The sequence below is a fragment of the Haloterrigena turkmenica DSM 5511 genome, from assembly GCF_000025325.1.
Taxonomy (GTDB): domain Archaea; phylum Halobacteriota; class Halobacteria; order Halobacteriales; family Natrialbaceae; genus Haloterrigena; species Haloterrigena turkmenica.
In genome coordinates this window covers 2345267-2360737 of record NC_013743.1, presented here as the reverse complement: position 1 = coordinate 2360737, position 15471 = coordinate 2345267, and the positions used below count along the sequence as shown (strand labels likewise).

Genomic DNA, 15471 nt, shown 5'->3' with positions numbered 1-15471 from the left:
TCATGTTCTCGCCCTTATTTCTGAGCCGATGAACGCCGAATAGTATCCCTTCATCCCTTCAAATGCCGGTTTTCTCGTCGATCCGCGAACGACGCCGACTTCTCAATCCTTTTGACCCCGCAACACAACGACTCGCACATGAAATACGTTCGATTTCGCGATCCGGCCGGCGCTGTTCGACGCGGCGAGTACGAAGACGGCTTCGTTCACTTCGGAAACGAAAGCTACGCCCTCGAGGACGACGCGATCGACGTGCTGCCGCCCTGCGAGCCGTCGAAGATCGTCTGCATCGGGCGCAACTACGCGGACCACGCCGACGAGATGGGGTCGGACCTGCCCGACCGACCGCTGCTCTTCCTGAAGGGGCCGAACGCCGTCGCCGCCCACGGTGACACCGTCACCGCGCCTGCCGGCAAGGAGCGCATCGACTACGAGGCCGAACTCGGCGTCGTCATCGGCGAGCAGTGTCGCCACGTCCCCGTCTCGGACGCAATGGACGTCGTCGAGGGCTACACCTGCATCGACGACGTCTCGAACCGCGACGATCAGAACGAGGAACAAAACTGGATCCGCGGGAAGGCCTTCGACGGCGCCGCGCCGATGGGGCCGGTGCTGGCGACGCCCGACGAGGTGCCCGAGGACGCGACCGTCCAGTCCCGGGTCAACGGCGACCTCAGACAGGACGGCTCCCGCGAGCAGCTCATCTTCCCCATTCCGGAGCTGATCGCCGAGATCACGACCTACATGACCTTAGAGCCCGGCGACGTGATCGCGACCGGGACCCCCGAGGGCGTCGGCCCCCTCGAGGACGGCGACGAGGTCGAGATCGAGGTCGAAGGCGTCGGGACGCTCGAGCACAGCATCCGGCGGCCCTGAGCGCGCCGACGCCTCGAGCCGACCGACCACAGCCGAACCTTTTTCGAGTCGCTCGCGCGTAGCGGCGGCCATGACCGTTCGATTCGGTGCGGTGACCGTCGACTGGCTCGGCCTCGCGACGATCCGCCTCGAGGGCCGGACCGGCGCCGTCGTCTACGTCGATCCGGGCCCGGAGGGGTACGACGCGCTCGAGGGCGAGCCGCGAGACGGCGATCTGATACTGGTCTCCCACGACCATCACTACGATCCGGACTCGGTCCGACGGGTGGCCAGGGAGGACGCCGTGGTCCTCGTCCACGAGTCGATCGACGCCGCGGAGATCGATCGGGTCGACGAGGGACCCGAGGACCTGCCCTACGATGTCGAACGGGTCCGCGCCGACGAATCGTTCGTCCTCGGGCCGCTGGATCTGTTCACGACGCACGCCTACAACGATCCCGCGGGACCGCACGTCGACGAAAACGGCGAACCCTACCATCCCGAGGGCGAGGGCTGTGGCTTCGGCGTCACGGTCGACGGCGTCACCGCGTTCTGGCCCGGCGACACCGACGCGCTCCCCGTCCACGAGGAGTTGGCCGTCGACCTCTTTTTCCCGCCGATCGGCGGCACGTTCACGATGGACCGCCGGGAAGCCGCCGACCTCGCCGCGCGACTCGAGCCGGATCTCGTCCTCCCGGTCCACTACGATACGTTCGAGGCGATCGAGACCGACGCGGACGCGTTCGTGGTCGACGTCGCGAACCGCGGCGTCCCGGTCGTCCTCGACGAATCGAAACCGCGCTGATCGCTGTCGGATCGCCGACGGCTATCGGTCGGCTATCGTGACATACTGCCGCATTGACCGCTCCAAAGCGTTAGTGCCGCCGCCACCGACCACCATCGTATGGGAGGCCATCGTCGGTCAGGTCGGGACGGGGCCGCGTCCCGGTACTGCTCGCAGTGTGGCACCGGTCTCGAGGGGACGATGAACTACTGTCCGAACTGTGGCGCCTCGAACGATCGGTCGGCCGCCGAATCACGGAGGCGGACCGCCGTCACGACCCGCGGCGACCGAGTCGAGCGGCGAACGGGATCGACGACGGAGACGACCGATCGCGACCTCCTCGAATACCGGATCGAGCGGGCCTCGCGAGCGGGCTGGGAACTCGAGCACGACTTCGGCGACCGCGCCGTCATGGTGCGCCGGACGTTCGGGAACGCGACGGAGCACCTCGCGGTCGCGCTGGTCACTGTCTGGTTTACGATGGGGATCGGCAACGTCCTCTGGGGCGCCTACCGGTACTTCGGCGACGCCGAGCGGCTGATTCTGCGAGCCGACCGCGTCGAGGGCGGCGAGGCCGAGCGGACCCGCGGCGACCGTCGTGTTGGTCGTGCTCGCCGCCCTCTTCGCGATGCTGGGTGCGAGCGCTCTGCCGTCGGTTCGACGCCGCCTCGAGGGCCGACACTCGATTGGGTCAAACGGCCGGGTCCGTTCGGTCGACGAGCGGACGGTCGTCGCTCCCGACCGGCCGTGTGCCGCCTGCGCGGACCCCGTCGGACGCGGTCTCGAGCGGATCTATCGGGACGAGTTCTGCGCCCTCGGTGTCCCGCTGACGATCTCCGAGGGGCGCAACTACTACTGCCGGGCATGTGCGAACGCCGAGACGCCCGAACCCGGCGAGCGGACCGCGACCGAGTCGACCGTGCTGGAGCGCAGCGAATCCGACTGATCTCGCCTCGAGGCGATTCGTAGCGGATCGGGGCGCGAGTTATTTTGTCCGAAATCAGAACTGGAGTGATGTCGGCCGATTCGGTAACTGCGTCTGCAAATCGACCGATATAGTGCGTTCACTCCGAGAGTGCCGAACGTCGGAATCGGCTCTTAACGAGCAGTCCGATTCCGAGGAGTGCGAGTATCCCTCCGACGGTGAGGATCGGGCTGGCGGTGGCGGCGGTGAACGCTGCTTCGAAGAGCGAACGTTGTCGTCCGTAGTAGACGACACCTCCGGCGGCAGCGTAGAATCCGATCGTTCCGATTACCGTGTAGACGCCGAATCTTACGGGCGTCATGTCGGCGAACCCAGCCGGAATAGAGATTACAGAGCGTAACACGGGGAAGAACCGTCCCCAAAGGACCGACGACTGTCCCCATCGCCGGAACCATGCCTGTCCTCGGGCAATGCGCTCGTCTGAAACGGCGATTCGATCCCGGATCCAGTCACTCTCACGGACTCGAGAGCCGCGAAACACGTAGAACGGAACGAACGCTCCGACCGTCCCGCCGACGCCGGCCGCGAGCACGAACACGAAAAACGAGACGGGATCGCTGATGAGCAGTGCAGCTGCCGCCGGAACCACGGCTTCGCTCGGGAGAAACGGAAACAGCATCGACGCCTCGAGGAAGGTAAACAGGCACAGTGCGAGCGGGCCGTATAATTGCACGAACCGGAGCGTCACCTCCGTTACGTCTACCATGGGTGGCGTAAGTGGCGACATCGTAATACCTCTTTGACGAGCAGGAAGGAGTGTCGACGATTCGATTTTACTGAACTCGAGTTCCGCAGCCACTCTCAGCAAAGAAATCGTCTCTCCAACTACTGGTAGCGGATTCCGCTGAACGGCGGTTCGACGGGCGTCTAGAGGACGCCCATATCGTCGAGCCGCTCGGGCAGATACGTATCCGTCACGAAGTCGAGCCCGTGGGACGCCAGCGACTGCTGTTCGGACTTCTTCTCGATGTCGAGCTGGAGCTCGATCTGTTCCTCCCAGTAGTCGGTCTGGAACCGCGGGTCCTCGAGCTCGCTCTCTAAGGCGTTGATGTCCGAATCCGAGAGCGGGTCGGTCGGCAGTTCGTACTCGACGATGTCGGCGGGCTGGATGCCGATGAATTTGGCTTCGGGCGTCGCGAGGTACTCCGAGAGGTGGGCCGACTTGATCGAGCCGTAGGCGACGGAGCCGTAGATGCGGTACGACCACGGGTCGCCGTCAGTGAACACCGTCACCGGCAGGTCGAGTTCGTCGTGGAGGCGCTTGGTGATCCGTCGGGTCGCGCGTGCGGGCTGCCCCTTCAGGTGAACGATCAGGGCGTTGTACTCCTCGTCGAAGCCGTTCTCGACGAGGCGGTCGCGCATCCCACCGGTCTCGACGGCGAGAATGAAGTCGGCGTCGCAGTCCAGGAAGTCGATCGTGTCGGGATTGTTCGGGATCTGGTAGCCGCCCTCGCCGACGTCCTCCTGGCAGTGGATCTCGCGTTCGCCCCGCCGGGTCTGCTCTCGCAGATGCAGCGGGCCCATGATCGTCGCGCCCGACTCCTCGGGTCGCATGTGGAAGTCCTCGCGGGTGACCCCCGAGACGATCTCTAAGTCCTCGACCATGCTGTTAGACTCGTCCTGATCGTTGAACTGGGCCTCGTCGTTGTCCCAGCTCTCGGAGAGGTAGTAGAGTTCACGCAGGGTCGACGAGCGGTCCTCCTCCAGTTGGTCGGCGAGGAACTCGATCGTGTAGACGGCCTTGAGGAGCTTCCGGGCGCCCCGAACCGAGTTCGCCGATCGCGTGGACTCGCGGTCGCCGTAGACCCAGACCTCCTCGTCCTCGTCATACTCGATGTTGTTCTTCGTCCGCGTCGGCACGGACATGTGGGGGATCTCGCCCAGTTCGAACTGATCGTAGAACTGCGCGGCGAGATCGATCAACTGCTTTCGGGCCTGCTCGTTGTCGTTGTCTGCGCTCATTGTTTCACCGTGAGTTTCTCAGTTTCGACGCCCTTTACGTCCAGATCGTACTCCGCGCCGTCGGCCACCTCGTACTCGAGGGTGGCCTCGTCGTCGCTCGAGACCTCGGGTTCCCACTTGACGAACCACTCGCCGTCCATCTCGACGACGGTCGCGTCGTCGGGAAGGCTTGTCGGCTCGGCGGAGACGATGTCGGTGATCTCCAGGGACTCGTTCGTCCCGGAGTTGTTCTCGACGGTGACCGAAACGGCCTGGCCGTCGCCGTTTTCCTTGACGCTGCGCTCGACGAGCACGTTGTTCATGATTCGGGCGATGGCGTCGTCGATGTCGGGTTCGTCGCGGCCGGTGACCTCGGCGACTTTCGAGGCCATCTCGGGGAGGATCGTCCCGAGGACGTTCTGTTTCTTCCGGCGCTGTTGCATCGAGCGGCGCTTGTTGAGGTAGCTCTTCAGTTCGCGCGCGGCCTCGCGGATCGCGAGTTCGATCTCGTCTTCGATCTCAGGGACGTTCGCGACGGCGTCCTTCGACTCGCTGGTGAAGGGAACGTTCGTCGACGCGACGTGGACCATGATCACGGCCGGTCCCTTCGGCAGACCGGAGCCGCCGGGCTGGTCGAGTCCGTAGTTGCGCCAGCCGATCGACTTGACGACGTCGGTCGTCGCACACGCGCCGCGCTGGTAGACCAGCGGGACGCGGTTGGCAAAGCGCATGACGTTGACACTTCCTTCGCTCTCTAAGTCGCCGCCGTAGGCGATGCCGGCCTCGACGATGAACGGATCGCCGCCGTGGACCTCGGCGTCGCGGGTCGCAGAAGCGTAGAAGTCGGCGTCGAACTCCTTCTCGAGGCCGGCGCTGATCAGTTCCTCGGAGATCGGCGAGAGACACCGCGTCGGCGGCGCCATGATGTCGGTCGCGCGCATCCCGTCGACGAGGTCGCTGGCGGCGTCCCGGTCGCCGGCGAGTTCGCGGACCAGCGGCGGATCGTCGGGGACGGTCGCCATCACGTCCCAGATGGCCTCGGTGATGTTCTCACGAGCGGTATCGCCGAAGGAGACGTCGTCGTACTCCTCAGTGAGATCCGCAGCGCGGTCGACGTGTGCGCGGAGTCGCTTGCGGGTGAGCCGGTGGCGGTGGTTCTCCTCTTCTCCCTCGAGTTCGTCGTCGAACTTCGCCGCGAGCCGGTCGGCGAAGGCGTGGATCACCTCGTCGTCCTTACGGGTGCTCGTCGCCTCGTCGGCGAGGTCGTAGCAGTCGGCGACGAGTCGGGATTCCGCGGGCGCGTCGTCGTCTCCGCGCTCCGCGTCGTCGGCCCCGTCTTCTCGAGCGTCGATCAGGGCGCGCCAGACGACGTCGACGGCGTTCTCCTGAACGGTGTCGCCGAACGTCGTGCCGTGCTCGGCTTCGACCTCGTCGGCGGCCGAATCGACGACCTCGAGGAGTTCGTGGTGGGCGATCCGGTCCGTCTCGTCGACGCCCGCGGCGATGGCGGCGGCGAAGGCGGCCGTGGCGTCGGCGCCCTTGTTCGACGTGGCGTCCGAAACCGCGGCCTCGAGATCGACGTCCTCGTGCGCCGTTGGGGGCCGCCAGCGCATCTCGCGGCCGTAGTGGCGGTCGCGGAACTCGTCGATGATTGAGTCGGCCGTCTTCTTTCCGACGCGGGTGAACTCCTCCTGGAGGAACCCGGAGACGGTCTGGGAGTCCGTCGACGTCAGCATCTTCATGACGGTCCCGAGTTCGACCCCGTGGGGATGCGGTCGGATCTCCTCGGTCTCCTCGGGGAGCTGGTCGGTCGCGCGCTCGAACTTGAAGTGTTCCTGCGGTTCGCGGAGCTCGAGGCGCGCGTGGGGGTTGACGACCGCCGTGTGCTTGATGTAGTCGTGCAGTTGCTGGCGGGCGCGCATGTTCGCCTCCATCTCGAGTTCGATGCGGGTCCCGTGGGGGCGGTCCCAGGAGGTGGTCTCCTCGACGCTGATCTCGGGCTCGTTGCTGTCGGTGTCGACGATGAGCTCGAAGTACTCGGCCTCGCTCGAGCCCTGGGTGCGGCTGGTGATCTTGGCGGGTTTCCCGCTCGTCAGTTGCGAGTAGAGGACGGCGGCGGAGATCCCGATCCCTTGCTGGCCACGGGACTGTTCGCGGGCGTGGAACCGGGAGCCGTAGAGCAGTTTCCCGAAGACCTTCGGGAGCGACTCCTTCGTGATACCCGGCCCGTTGTCTTCGACGATCAGCCGGTAATAGTCGCCGGCCTCCTCGATCTCGACGTAGATATCCGGGAGAATACCCGACTCCTCGGCGGCGTCTAAGGCGTTGTCGACGGCCTCCTTGACGGCCGTGACGAGGCCTCGAGCACCGCTGTCGAAGCCGAGCATGTGCTTGTTCTTCTCGAAGAACTCGGCGATGGAGATCGCTTGCTGGTTCTCGGCCAGCTCCTCGGCGATCCCCGCCTCGTCACCGAGTGTCGACTGAAACGACGTCATTGTCCCTCCATACTAACGGCGGGGCTAAAAGGTGTGCGCTACCGGAGCGGAAGTGAACGTGGTCAACGATTGTCTCGCCGAGCCACCGTCCTCGAGCTCTGATAGCGTCGAAGACGGGTTGCTATTTCCACAGCTGAGAGGGCGGAAGAGATTGTGTTTTATCTGAGCTATTGCTAAATAAGCAGTATCAATCGGAATGCGTTGCAAAAAGAACAAAGTAGTGGGACACATCTGCGGAACTGAGAGATGGATCTCGACGCGACGAACAAGGCCGTACTGTATCTTCTCCAACAGGATGCACGCCGGATCACGACCCAGGAGATGGCCGAGCAGATCGGCGTCTCGGCCAGCACCGTTCGGAACCGTATCGAGCAACTGGAATCGGAGGGAATCATCCGGGGCTACCATCCCGACGTCGACTACGACAAAGCGGGACTCCAGTTGCACGTTCTCTTCATCTGCTCGGCCCCGAACCCGGAGCGCGAGCGACTCGCCCGCGAGGCCCGCGAGGTCAGCGGCGTCGTCACGATACAGGAGGTGCTCAACGGAAAGGATAACGTCCAGATCGAAGCCGTCGGGACCGACACCGACGACATCGCCCGCGTGAGCGACGAACTCAGCGAGCTCGGGTTCGACGTCGTCAACTCGAAAATCCTGAAGAGCTTCCACAAACAGCCGTTCGACCACTTCGGCCAGCAGTTAGTCGACGAGAACGAGACCGATGAGTAATGCGAGCGGTCCGGTCGAGTTCGACGTGGAGTCCCGGCGGTACCGAGCGCAGTACGACTTCGAGACGACGGCGCCGAGCGTCGCCGTCGTCGACGTCATCGAGACCGTCTTCGACGACGAACGCGATCGCGGCCCGCTCTACGACGTCGTCGATCCGGAGGCCCTCGACCGCCTCCTCGAGGCTGATTCCGGACGCGACCGACACGGCTTGCGATCGGCCTCGTTCGAGTACCGCGGCGCACTGGTGACCGTCGTCAGCGACGGTTCGGTCGTGATCGGGCTGGACGACGAGATCGATCGGTGAGCGGCCTCGAGCGGGATGGCGGTCGCCCTTCCTCGACGTGTGGCCGCTACTCCTCGACGGGCGGCCACTCCCACGCGTCGGCTTCGACCACGCCGAGCAGGTGCCGCCGCCGGTCGGTCAACTCCGCGAGGGCCTCGGCGAACTCCTGGTCCGAGCCGGTCGGGATGTCGTCCTCGCGGAGGCGATCGAGATCCGGCGAGCGCGGGACCGCCGGTTGGGCTTCGATGAACGACTCGTCGAGCGCGTCGATGTAGCTCCGGGCGCTCGAGCGCGCGCTCTCGACGATGGCGGGGTCGGGGCCGTGCTCGTCGTCGACGGCGTACCGAAAGAGGGTGAGCGACTCGTCGAGGATGGCAACGGCCACGGCCGATGCCTGTTCGCTCTGTTCGCTGTGGTAGTAGTGCAGAATCGGGTAGGACTTGTGTTGCTCGGCGAGTTTGCTCAGATCGGAACTGAGCGACTCGAGGGTCAACTCGAGGCCGTCGAAGTTCTCGCCGTTCCAGCCGGCGCGGACGAACGCCTCGCTCCGGTCGCCGAGTCCCGTGACGGTGCTGGCGAAGGAGCGCTTGTCGGCGACGGCCCCGAGGACGGTGAGGACGTAGGAGACACCGAGGGTGACGAACGCCATGCCGGTGGCCGTCGTGAACGCGCTGGCGATCTCCCAGACGTCGCCGCCGTAGGTGGGGGAGTAATCGCCGTTGCCGTCGGTGAACATCGTGTACGCGACGTAGTAGAACCGGCCCGCCCAGTCGGCGGTGCCGCCGGTGCGGGTGTTGACCAGTGCGAGGGGGTAGCTGGCGAAGACGAACGTCCAGCCGACCCAGATGAGTCCGATCCACATCGCGAGCGTCAGAGTGAGGATGAGCGGGCCGGCGAGGCTGAGCGCCTTATTTCGGTCTCCAGTCAGGGTTCGAAGTCCGTACCAGACGCCGGTCGTGAGGCGTCCGGAGAGGGGGCCCGAGCCGCCGTCGACCCACAGCGTCGTCCAGAGGATGTCGACGAAAGCGGCGAGCAACAGGCCGATGCCGACGACGAGATACAGCGGTTGCATTACCACCCTCTACCGGAAGGACACCCGTCAACGATGGCCCGGTTACTGACGCGGTTTTTTCACGGCGCGGCCAACCGACGCCGGTTTCTCCCCGATCGGCGCCAGTACTTTCCCGTCGGTTTCGACCCCACGTGACCCGACGTATGGCGGACCGGACAGCGAAGTCTTATGGATCGGTATCGATAGTAGAATATATGGGATCTTCAGATTCGGCGGGCGTGTCGGGGGAGGACGTCCGGCGAGCTTTTTCGCACTCCGAGCGGTCTCCCACTCCCCTCACGACCGTCGAGGTCGCCGATCGGTTGGACTGTTCCCCGGGTCCCGCGCGCCAGGGACTCGAGGAACTCGTCGATCGGGGTGAACTCCGCGTCAAGCGGATCGACGACTCGACCCGGATCTGGTGGCCTGACGAGATGGCGAACGCGGACCCCGACCGGCGGTCCGAACAGGAGGAGTTCGCCGCCTTCGTCAGCGCCGTCCGAGACTACGCCATCTTCATGCTCGATCCCGACGGCACCGTCGCCAGCTGGAACGAAGGGGCCGAACGAATCAAGGGCTACTCGGAGGACGCAATCGTCGGCAACCACTTCTCGACGTTCTACACCGACGAAGACATGGCCGACGACGTCCCCCAGACGAACCTCGAGACCGCGGCGGCGGAGGGACGAGCCGAGGACGAAGGCTGGCGCGTCCGCTCGGACGGCACGCGGTTCTGGGCGAACGTCGTCATCACCGCCATTCGGGACGACGGCGGTCAGTTGCGGGGCTTTACCAAAGTCACCCGCGACATGACCGAGCGCCGCGAGTACGAACAGCAACTCCGCCGGGAACGGGACCTCACCGAACGGATCTTAGAGACCGTGCCGATCACGATCGGCGTGGTGACCGAGGACAACGCGCTCGTCCGCGCGAACCGCCGGATGCTCGAGCACTTCGCGATCGAGGACTCGGCCATCGAGACGTACAGCCTCGAGTCGTGGGAGCTCTACGACGCCGCCGGGGAGCCGATCCCGGCCGACGAGCAGCCGTGGGCCCGCGCCCGCGAGCGCGGCGAGCCGGTGTACGACGCCCAGCGGCAGGTCGAAGTCCCGGGAATCGGCCGCCGCTGGCTCTCGCTCAACGCCGCACCGCTCGACGACGATCAGGCCGAGGACGGACGGATCGTCGTCGCGATCGACGACATCACCGACCAGAAGGAGCGCGAACGGCTCCTCCGTCGGGAGTACAACCAGACCGAGAAGCTGTTGCGGACGGCGCCGATCGCGATCGCCGTCCAGAACGCCGAGGGCGAGACGATACTGACGAACCAGCGCGCACAGGAGTCGCTGGGTCTCTCCGACCAGGAGTTCATCGGCGAATCCGACGACGTCGGCGAGTGGGAGATCTACGACTCGGACGGCGAGCGGCTGCCGACGAACGAGATGCCGGCCGCGCGGGTCCTAGAGACCGGCAACCCAGTGTTCAACGAGGAACTCGTCGTCGATCCCCCCGACGACGAGCTGCTCCAATTTCGCGTGAACGCGACGCCGCTGCACGGCCCCGACGGCGGGGTCGAACGCGTCGTGACGGCCGCCGAGGACATCACCGAGCTGAAACGCCGCGAGCGCCAGCTCGAGCAGCGAAAGAGCGAACTCGAGACCGAACTGAGCGATATCCTCGGCCGGATCTCCGACGCGTTCTACGCGCTCGACGACGAGTGGCGCTTTACCCACCTCAACGAGCAGGCCGCCGAGACCCTCCAGCAGTCCCGGGACGACGTCCTCGGGCGGAAGGTCTGGACGACGTTCCCCGACGATGCGGAGGGGATCTACCGGGAGCAGTTCCAGCAGGCGATGGAGACCCAAGAGCCCGTCAACTTCGAGGTGTACGCCGAGGATCTCGACACCTGGCTCGAGTACAACGTCTACCCCTCCGAGTCGGGACTGTCGATCTACTTCCACGACATCACCGAGCGCAAGGAGTACCAGCGCAAACTCGAGAAATCCAACGAGCGCTTAGAGCAGTTCGCCTACGCCGCCTCCCACGACCTGCAGGAACCCCTGCGGATGGTCTCGAGTTACCTCCAACTGCTCGAGAGTCGGTACAGCGACGAACTCGACGACGACGGCGAGGAGTTCATCGAGTTCGCCGTCGACGGCGCCGAGCGCATGCGCAAGATGATCGACGGCCTGCTGGCCTACTCCCGGGTCGACACGCAGGGCGAGCCGTTCGAGCCGGTCGATCTGGACACCGTCGTCGACGCCGTCTGCGAGGACCTGCAGATGAAAATCGAGGAGACCGACGCCGAGATCACCGCCGAGTCGCTGCCCCGCGTTCGCGGTGACGAGAGCCAGATCCAGCAGGTGTTTCAAAACTTGGTGAGCAACGCTCTCGAGTACAGCGGCGACGAGCCGCCGCAGGTGGAGATCACGGCCGAGCGGGCGCGGTCCAAGTGGATCGTCTCGGTCGAGGACAACGGGATCGGCATCGATCCCGACGATCAGGACCGCGTCTTCGAGGTGTTCGAGCGCCTGCACAGCCGCGACAAGTACGACGGCACCGGGATCGGGCTCGCGCTCTGTCAGCGCATCATCGAGCGCCACGAAGGGACCATCTGGATCGACTCCGAACCCGGCGAGGGGACGACGTTCTCCTTTGCGCTGCCCGCCGTCGACGCCTGATCCTCACGTTCGATCGCTTGTCGTTCGGTTTTTACTTTCGGTCACCCGGCATGCGGTGGCGCGCGCTGTTGGTCGATCCGAGGAAAGCGAGGTGCGAACGGAGTGAGCACCTCGAAAGTGAACGGTGAACGGAGTGAGCCGTGAACGAAAGCGAGGATCGACCGACGACACTGTGCGAGGGATGAGCGAGTGTAACGAGCGAATCGGTTGGGGAGGGAGTGGCAGTCACTGTTGCCACGATAGCAGCGCGGTTGCGTGGTTTCGGTCCCAAGTAGTGGGCTTCTCTACTCTCTATACAGCTACTGATGACGAAGACGAGCGTTCTGCTCATGCTGGCAGCGAGGGATCGCCACTCCCTCCCCAACCGATTCGCTTACTCCCTGCGGTCGTTCGCTCATCCCTCGCACGGCTTCGTGTCGCGGTTCGAGTCCACTCACCGCGACACAGCGCGCGCCACCACACCCGTAGACTAACGGGTCGGTAGCGTCGGAATACACTGAGTGGCGAGCTGAGAACGGATCGACGAAGAAAGAGCCGGCGAACCTAGTCCTCCTCGACGATGTCGGTCAGCACTTCGGCGATCTCCTGATTCGTCTCGGGGCTGTAGTGGCCGCCTTCGCCGCGCTCGACGTACAGCGACTCGACGCCGTCGTCAGGATCGAGATGGCGAGCCATGTCGACGGTCTCGAGGGCGTCGTACTTCTCGCCCAACCGATCCACGAGGTCGCCGTAGATCGGGCCGTGTTCGGACTCGTACTTGGCGTACCGGAGCTGTTGGACCATCACGAAGACGGGCTGAAAGTCCTGTTCGTCGGCGTAGTCGACGAACTCCTCGATCAGCGCGTCGAAGAGGTACTCGTGGGTCTCGAACAGCCGCTCGTGGTAGCGCACGCGGGGCTGTTCCATCCGGAGGACCGACTCGGTCTGAGCGGCGTCGAAGTCGACGCCCGGAATCGAGCGGCCGACTCGGCGCTCGAGTTCCTTACAGCCCGTGATCGCGGCGTACCGGAGGTACTCGGGGTCGTCGAGGAAGTCGCTCGTGTACGGCACCGACGCGAAGTGGGGTTTGAACCAGTGGTCGTAGTGGAAGTCGTACTCCCGGAGGAAGTCGGCCTTGGACTCGAGATCGAGCAGGTCCTCCTTCTCGTCGACGGGGCTGTCGATCCGCTCTAACTCGCCGTTCTCGAGGACGTACCGGGGTTTGACGGCGAGGATGTTGCCGAACTCCTGGTAGTGTTTCCAGACGGAGAGGATGCGGGCGATCGAGGAGGCGGTGACGACGACGAAGACGTAGTCGGTCTCCTCCTCGGGATACTGGCGCTGCATGCGCAGCAGTGCCTGATCGAGCCCGTAGTTGCCGCCGCCGTAGTTGGCGACGTGCGTGTCCAGTTCCTGGGCCATGTAGTGCTGGAAGGTCTCGTCGTCGTTGACCTCCCGGCAGAAACAGTAGGAGTCGCCGTATGTGGAGACGGTGACGTCCGCGTCTTCGTCCCGATCAGCCGCGTAGCAGACCCGGCTCCCGTACTCGTCGGTCGAGTAGGTGACGACCGTCCGGAGCTCCTCGCCGGGGAGGTGGTCGCCGGTGTCCTTCTGTTTCTCCTGATTGGGCTGTGGCACCCAGCCCAGTTCGGGGTCGAAACTGCTGAACTTGCCCAGCAGTTCCCGGTCGATCTCCGGGAACTCCTCGGTCGCCACTGCGGGAATGCGCTTGAGCGACGCGTACGACACGATCTCGAGGGCGACCGCGAGTGCGATGAGTACGAACGCGAACGCGACGAGCGGAAGCATTGAACTGGGACTAGTAGCACCGGCAGTAAGTCAATTATGGAGTAACCGTCTGTTTCGACGCTCGAAGGTGACAGTAAGCAGCGAATTCGACTGCGTGGCAACAGGTCTCCTCGAGAACTACCCCACGAACCGAGTCGGACCGCTCGAGCAAACAACAGCCGCTGAGCAAACAGCCAGACGCCGAGGAGGGGCGACTCCCGCCGGGGAGCGCTCGTCGTGATTCGCGCGCCGTGACCCCGGTCGCCCGGCCCGTTCGCCCATGTCTCTCCACCGGTGCTACGCGTCCCGGCTCGAAGAGGCTGTGGCCCATCAATGCAAGGTTCCGACGCGACTCGTCGGGTCGCTCGCCCTCGAGGCCGCCGTTGAGGGCGGTCGACGATATCGACGGCGTCAGCGGACCACCGTCACCGGAACCGGCGAGTGGCGCACGACGACCTCGGCGACGCTGCCCAGCAGAAACCGTTTGACCCCCGAGCGACCGTGGCTTCCCATGACGATGTGGTCGACGGCCTCGGTCTCGGCGAACTCGACGATCTCCTGGGTGGGAGCACCGAGTCGTGTCTGGGTCTCGATCGGTACGCCGCGTTCGGCAGCGATCCGTTCCGGCACCGCGAGGCGCTCCTCGACGTCGCCGAAGACGCGTTCGACCGTCTCCGAGACCTCGTCCTCGTCGCCGGACGCGGTGTTTGGAATCGCGGGCACCGACGAGGTGTCGACGACGGTCAACGCGACGAACTCGCCGTCCGGAAACAGGTTGACGGCGTACTCGAGGGCCTCGCGGGCACGCTCGGAGTCGTCGAAGGGGACCAGAATGCGCGACATTGGGGTAGATACGGTATTGCGCCCCAACGCCTTGAGTCCTGTACCGGAACGGAGGGTCGGACGACCTCCGGCCTCCCCGCTCACAGCGCGAGGTACGGGCCGACGCCGAGGAGCACGACGCCCAGCGCGACCTTCAGTCGCTCGGGGTCGATCATGTGGGCGACCTTCCAGCCCGTGACGACCCCCAGCAACAGCGGCGTTCCGATGACGACCGCCAGCGGGAGGAGCACGTTCCCCTGGAGGGCGTAGCCCGCAGCGGCGAAGGTCGCGATGAAGATCGACTGGACCTGCGCGACGGCGACGGCCAGCAGCATGGGGACGCCGACCAGCACCAGCGCCGGCACCGCGAGCACCGGCCCGCCGATTCCCAGCAGCCCGCTGCAGATCCCGAGCGCGAACCCGAGGCCGGCCAGCGCGAACTGACCCCGGCGCTCGAGCGGCTCGAGATCGTAGAAGGGGTTGAACCCGCGTCGCTCCCGGTAGAGGATGACCGCGCCGACGGTCGTCGAGACGCCGCCGAGCAGGACGCCGAACAGCGACCGCGGGACGAACGCGTTGACGGAGGCGCCGACGAGGGCCCCGAGGATGCTCGAGGCGCTCAGGACGACGGCGATGGCGCGGCTCTCGCCGGTCCTCATCTCGCCGGAGTGGAGGTAGGCGGCGCTACCGACGAGGCCGGTGACGACGAACGTCGCGTGGGCGGTACCGGCGACCTGGCTCGAGGCCAGCGGGGTCAGCGAGTAGAGCGCGATCGTCACGAAGATGCCGCCCGGACCGATGGTCGTGATGCCGATCCCCGAGAAGAAGGCGATCGACACGAGCAACAAGACGAGGGAGAGGTCGAAGGGAAGTCCGAGCATCGCGGGGCGTTATCGGGTCGATTCGGCCGGAGGTTGTGACTCTTCTGTTTGGATGGCACGGCTACCGGTGGCTTCCAACGGTTCGGATGAGAACGCAACTCTCGAGTGTACTCCGTCGAGGTGTTCGCTGTCTCACGTCGGACTCGAGTCGGACTGAGTGGCGACTCGAATGTAACTCGAGTTCGATTCGAATCCGG

General features: G+C 65.2%; 13 protein-coding genes. 6 read left to right on the top strand and 7 right to left on the bottom strand.

What is annotated here, in order from left to right; genetic code table 11:
* Nucleotides 1–138 precede the first annotated feature (138 nt).
* From HTUR_RS11300 to HTUR_RS27970, 3 genes are all read left to right on the top strand, one after another.
* Nucleotides 139–876 (top strand): fumarylacetoacetate hydrolase family protein, encoded by a 738-nt coding sequence (locus HTUR_RS11300; protein ID WP_012943453.1) that lies wholly within the window; start codon nt 139–141, stop codon nt 874–876.
* Nucleotides 877–946: 70 nt separating this feature from the next.
* On the top strand, nt 947–1660 hold the full coding sequence (locus HTUR_RS11295) for an MBL fold metallo-hydrolase (protein ID WP_012943452.1): 714 nt from the start codon (nt 947–949) through the stop codon (nt 1658–1660).
* A gap of 577 nt (nt 1661–2237) precedes the next feature.
* The gene (locus tag HTUR_RS27970; RefSeq protein ID WP_012943451.1) at nt 2238–2585 is read left to right on the top strand and encodes a hypothetical protein; all 348 of its coding nucleotides are present in this window, start codon (nt 2238–2240) and stop codon (nt 2583–2585) included.
* Nucleotides 2586–2703: 118 nt separating this feature from the next.
* On the opposite strand, the gene HTUR_RS11285 is transcribed toward HTUR_RS27970, so the two are convergent.
* The 3 genes from HTUR_RS11285 to HTUR_RS11275 form a co-directional block, all read right to left on the bottom strand.
* Nucleotides 2704–3330 carry a DedA family protein gene (locus HTUR_RS11285; protein ID WP_012943450.1) on the bottom strand — a complete coding sequence of 209 codons (627 nt, stop codon included), beginning with the start codon at nt 3328–3330 and terminating at the stop codon, nt 2704–2706.
* Nucleotides 3331–3491: 161 nt separating this feature from the next.
* The gene (locus tag HTUR_RS11280; protein ID WP_012943449.1) at nt 3492–4586 is read right to left on the bottom strand and encodes a DNA topoisomerase IV subunit A; all 1095 of its coding nucleotides are present in this window, start codon (nt 4584–4586) and stop codon (nt 3492–3494) included.
* Nucleotides 4583–7060, bottom strand: coding sequence for a DNA topoisomerase VI subunit B (locus HTUR_RS11275; protein WP_012943448.1), 2478 nt, complete (start codon nt 7058–7060; stop codon nt 4583–4585). The genes HTUR_RS11280 and HTUR_RS11275 overlap by 4 nt, the downstream gene beginning before the upstream one ends.
* Nucleotides 7061–7306: 246 nt before the next feature.
* Here HTUR_RS11275 and HTUR_RS11270 point away from each other — a divergent pair, with 246 nt between their 5' ends.
* Together HTUR_RS11270 and HTUR_RS11265 are read left to right on the top strand one after the other, a co-directional pair.
* A complete protein-coding gene (locus tag HTUR_RS11270) occupies nt 7307–7789 on the top strand; it encodes an Lrp/AsnC family transcriptional regulator (RefSeq protein ID WP_012943447.1) in 483 nt (160 codons plus the stop codon).
* A complete protein-coding gene (locus HTUR_RS11265; RefSeq protein ID WP_012943446.1) occupies nt 7782–8093 on the top strand; it encodes a HalOD1 output domain-containing protein in 312 nt (103 codons plus the stop codon). Before HTUR_RS11270 ends, HTUR_RS11265 begins: the two co-directional genes overlap by 8 nt.
* Nucleotides 8094–8139: 46 nt before the next feature.
* On the opposite strand, the gene HTUR_RS11260 is transcribed toward HTUR_RS11265, so the two are convergent.
* Nucleotides 8140–9144 (bottom strand): hypothetical protein, encoded by a 1005-nt coding sequence (locus HTUR_RS11260; protein ID WP_012943445.1) that lies wholly within the window; start codon nt 9142–9144, stop codon nt 8140–8142.
* Between the two features lie 194 nt (nt 9145–9338).
* On the opposite strand from HTUR_RS11260, the gene HTUR_RS11255 reads away from it, so the two are divergent.
* Nucleotides 9339–11804: a PAS domain-containing sensor histidine kinase gene (locus HTUR_RS11255; protein ID WP_012943444.1), complete on the top strand. Its 2466-nt coding sequence runs from the start codon at nt 9339–9341 to the stop codon at nt 11802–11804.
* Between the two features lie 543 nt (nt 11805–12347).
* On the opposite strand, the gene HTUR_RS11250 is transcribed toward HTUR_RS11255, so the two are convergent.
* The 3 genes from HTUR_RS11250 to HTUR_RS11240 form a co-directional block, all read right to left on the bottom strand.
* Nucleotides 12348–13592, bottom strand: a complete 1245-nt coding sequence (locus HTUR_RS11250; protein WP_012943443.1) for a hypothetical protein — start codon at nt 13590–13592, stop codon at nt 12348–12350.
* A 390-nt stretch (nt 13593–13982) separates the two neighbouring features.
* Nucleotides 13983–14414: a universal stress protein gene (locus HTUR_RS11245; RefSeq protein WP_012943442.1), complete on the bottom strand. Its 432-nt coding sequence runs from the start codon at nt 14412–14414 to the stop codon at nt 13983–13985.
* Between the two features lie 80 nt (nt 14415–14494).
* Nucleotides 14495–15274, bottom strand: a complete 780-nt coding sequence (locus tag HTUR_RS11240) for a sulfite exporter TauE/SafE family protein (protein WP_012943441.1) — start codon at nt 15272–15274, stop codon at nt 14495–14497.
* Nucleotides 15275–15471 lie beyond the last annotated feature (197 nt).

What these genes read in the sequence shown, in the direction of transcription:
- HTUR_RS11295 (WP_012943452.1), top strand. Translation starts at nt 947, where the DNA reads ATGACCGTTCGATTCGGTGCGGTGACCGTCGACTGGCTCGGCCTCGCG.
- HTUR_RS11270 (WP_012943447.1), top strand. Translation starts at nt 7,307, where the DNA reads ATGGATCTCGACGCGACGAACAAGGCCGTACTGTATCTTCTCCAACAG.
- HTUR_RS11300 (WP_012943453.1), top strand. Translation starts at nt 139, where the DNA reads ATGAAATACGTTCGATTTCGCGATCCGGCCGGCGCTGTTCGACGCGGC.
- HTUR_RS11245 (WP_012943442.1), bottom strand. Translation starts at nt 14,414, where the DNA reads ATGTCGCGCATTCTGGTCCCCTTCGACGACTCCGAGCGTGCCCGCGAG.
- HTUR_RS11285 (WP_012943450.1), bottom strand. Translation starts at nt 3,330, where the DNA reads ATGGTAGACGTAACGGAGGTGACGCTCCGGTTCGTGCAATTATACGGC.
- HTUR_RS11250 (WP_012943443.1), bottom strand. Translation starts at nt 13,592, where the DNA reads ATGCTTCCGCTCGTCGCGTTCGCGTTCGTACTCATCGCACTCGCGGTC.
- HTUR_RS11260 (WP_012943445.1), bottom strand. Translation starts at nt 9,144, where the DNA reads ATGCAACCGCTGTATCTCGTCGTCGGCATCGGCCTGTTGCTCGCCGCT.
- HTUR_RS11280 (WP_012943449.1), bottom strand. Translation starts at nt 4,586, where the DNA reads ATGAGCGCAGACAACGACAACGAGCAGGCCCGAAAGCAGTTGATCGAT.
- HTUR_RS11275 (WP_012943448.1), bottom strand. Translation starts at nt 7,060, where the DNA reads ATGACGTCGTTTCAGTCGACACTCGGTGACGAGGCGGGGATCGCCGAG.
- HTUR_RS11265 (WP_012943446.1), top strand. Translation starts at nt 7,782, where the DNA reads ATGAGTAATGCGAGCGGTCCGGTCGAGTTCGACGTGGAGTCCCGGCGG.
- HTUR_RS11255 (WP_012943444.1), top strand. Translation starts at nt 9,339, where the DNA reads ATGGGATCTTCAGATTCGGCGGGCGTGTCGGGGGAGGACGTCCGGCGA.
- HTUR_RS11240 (WP_012943441.1), bottom strand. Translation starts at nt 15,274, where the DNA reads ATGCTCGGACTTCCCTTCGACCTCTCCCTCGTCTTGTTGCTCGTGTCG.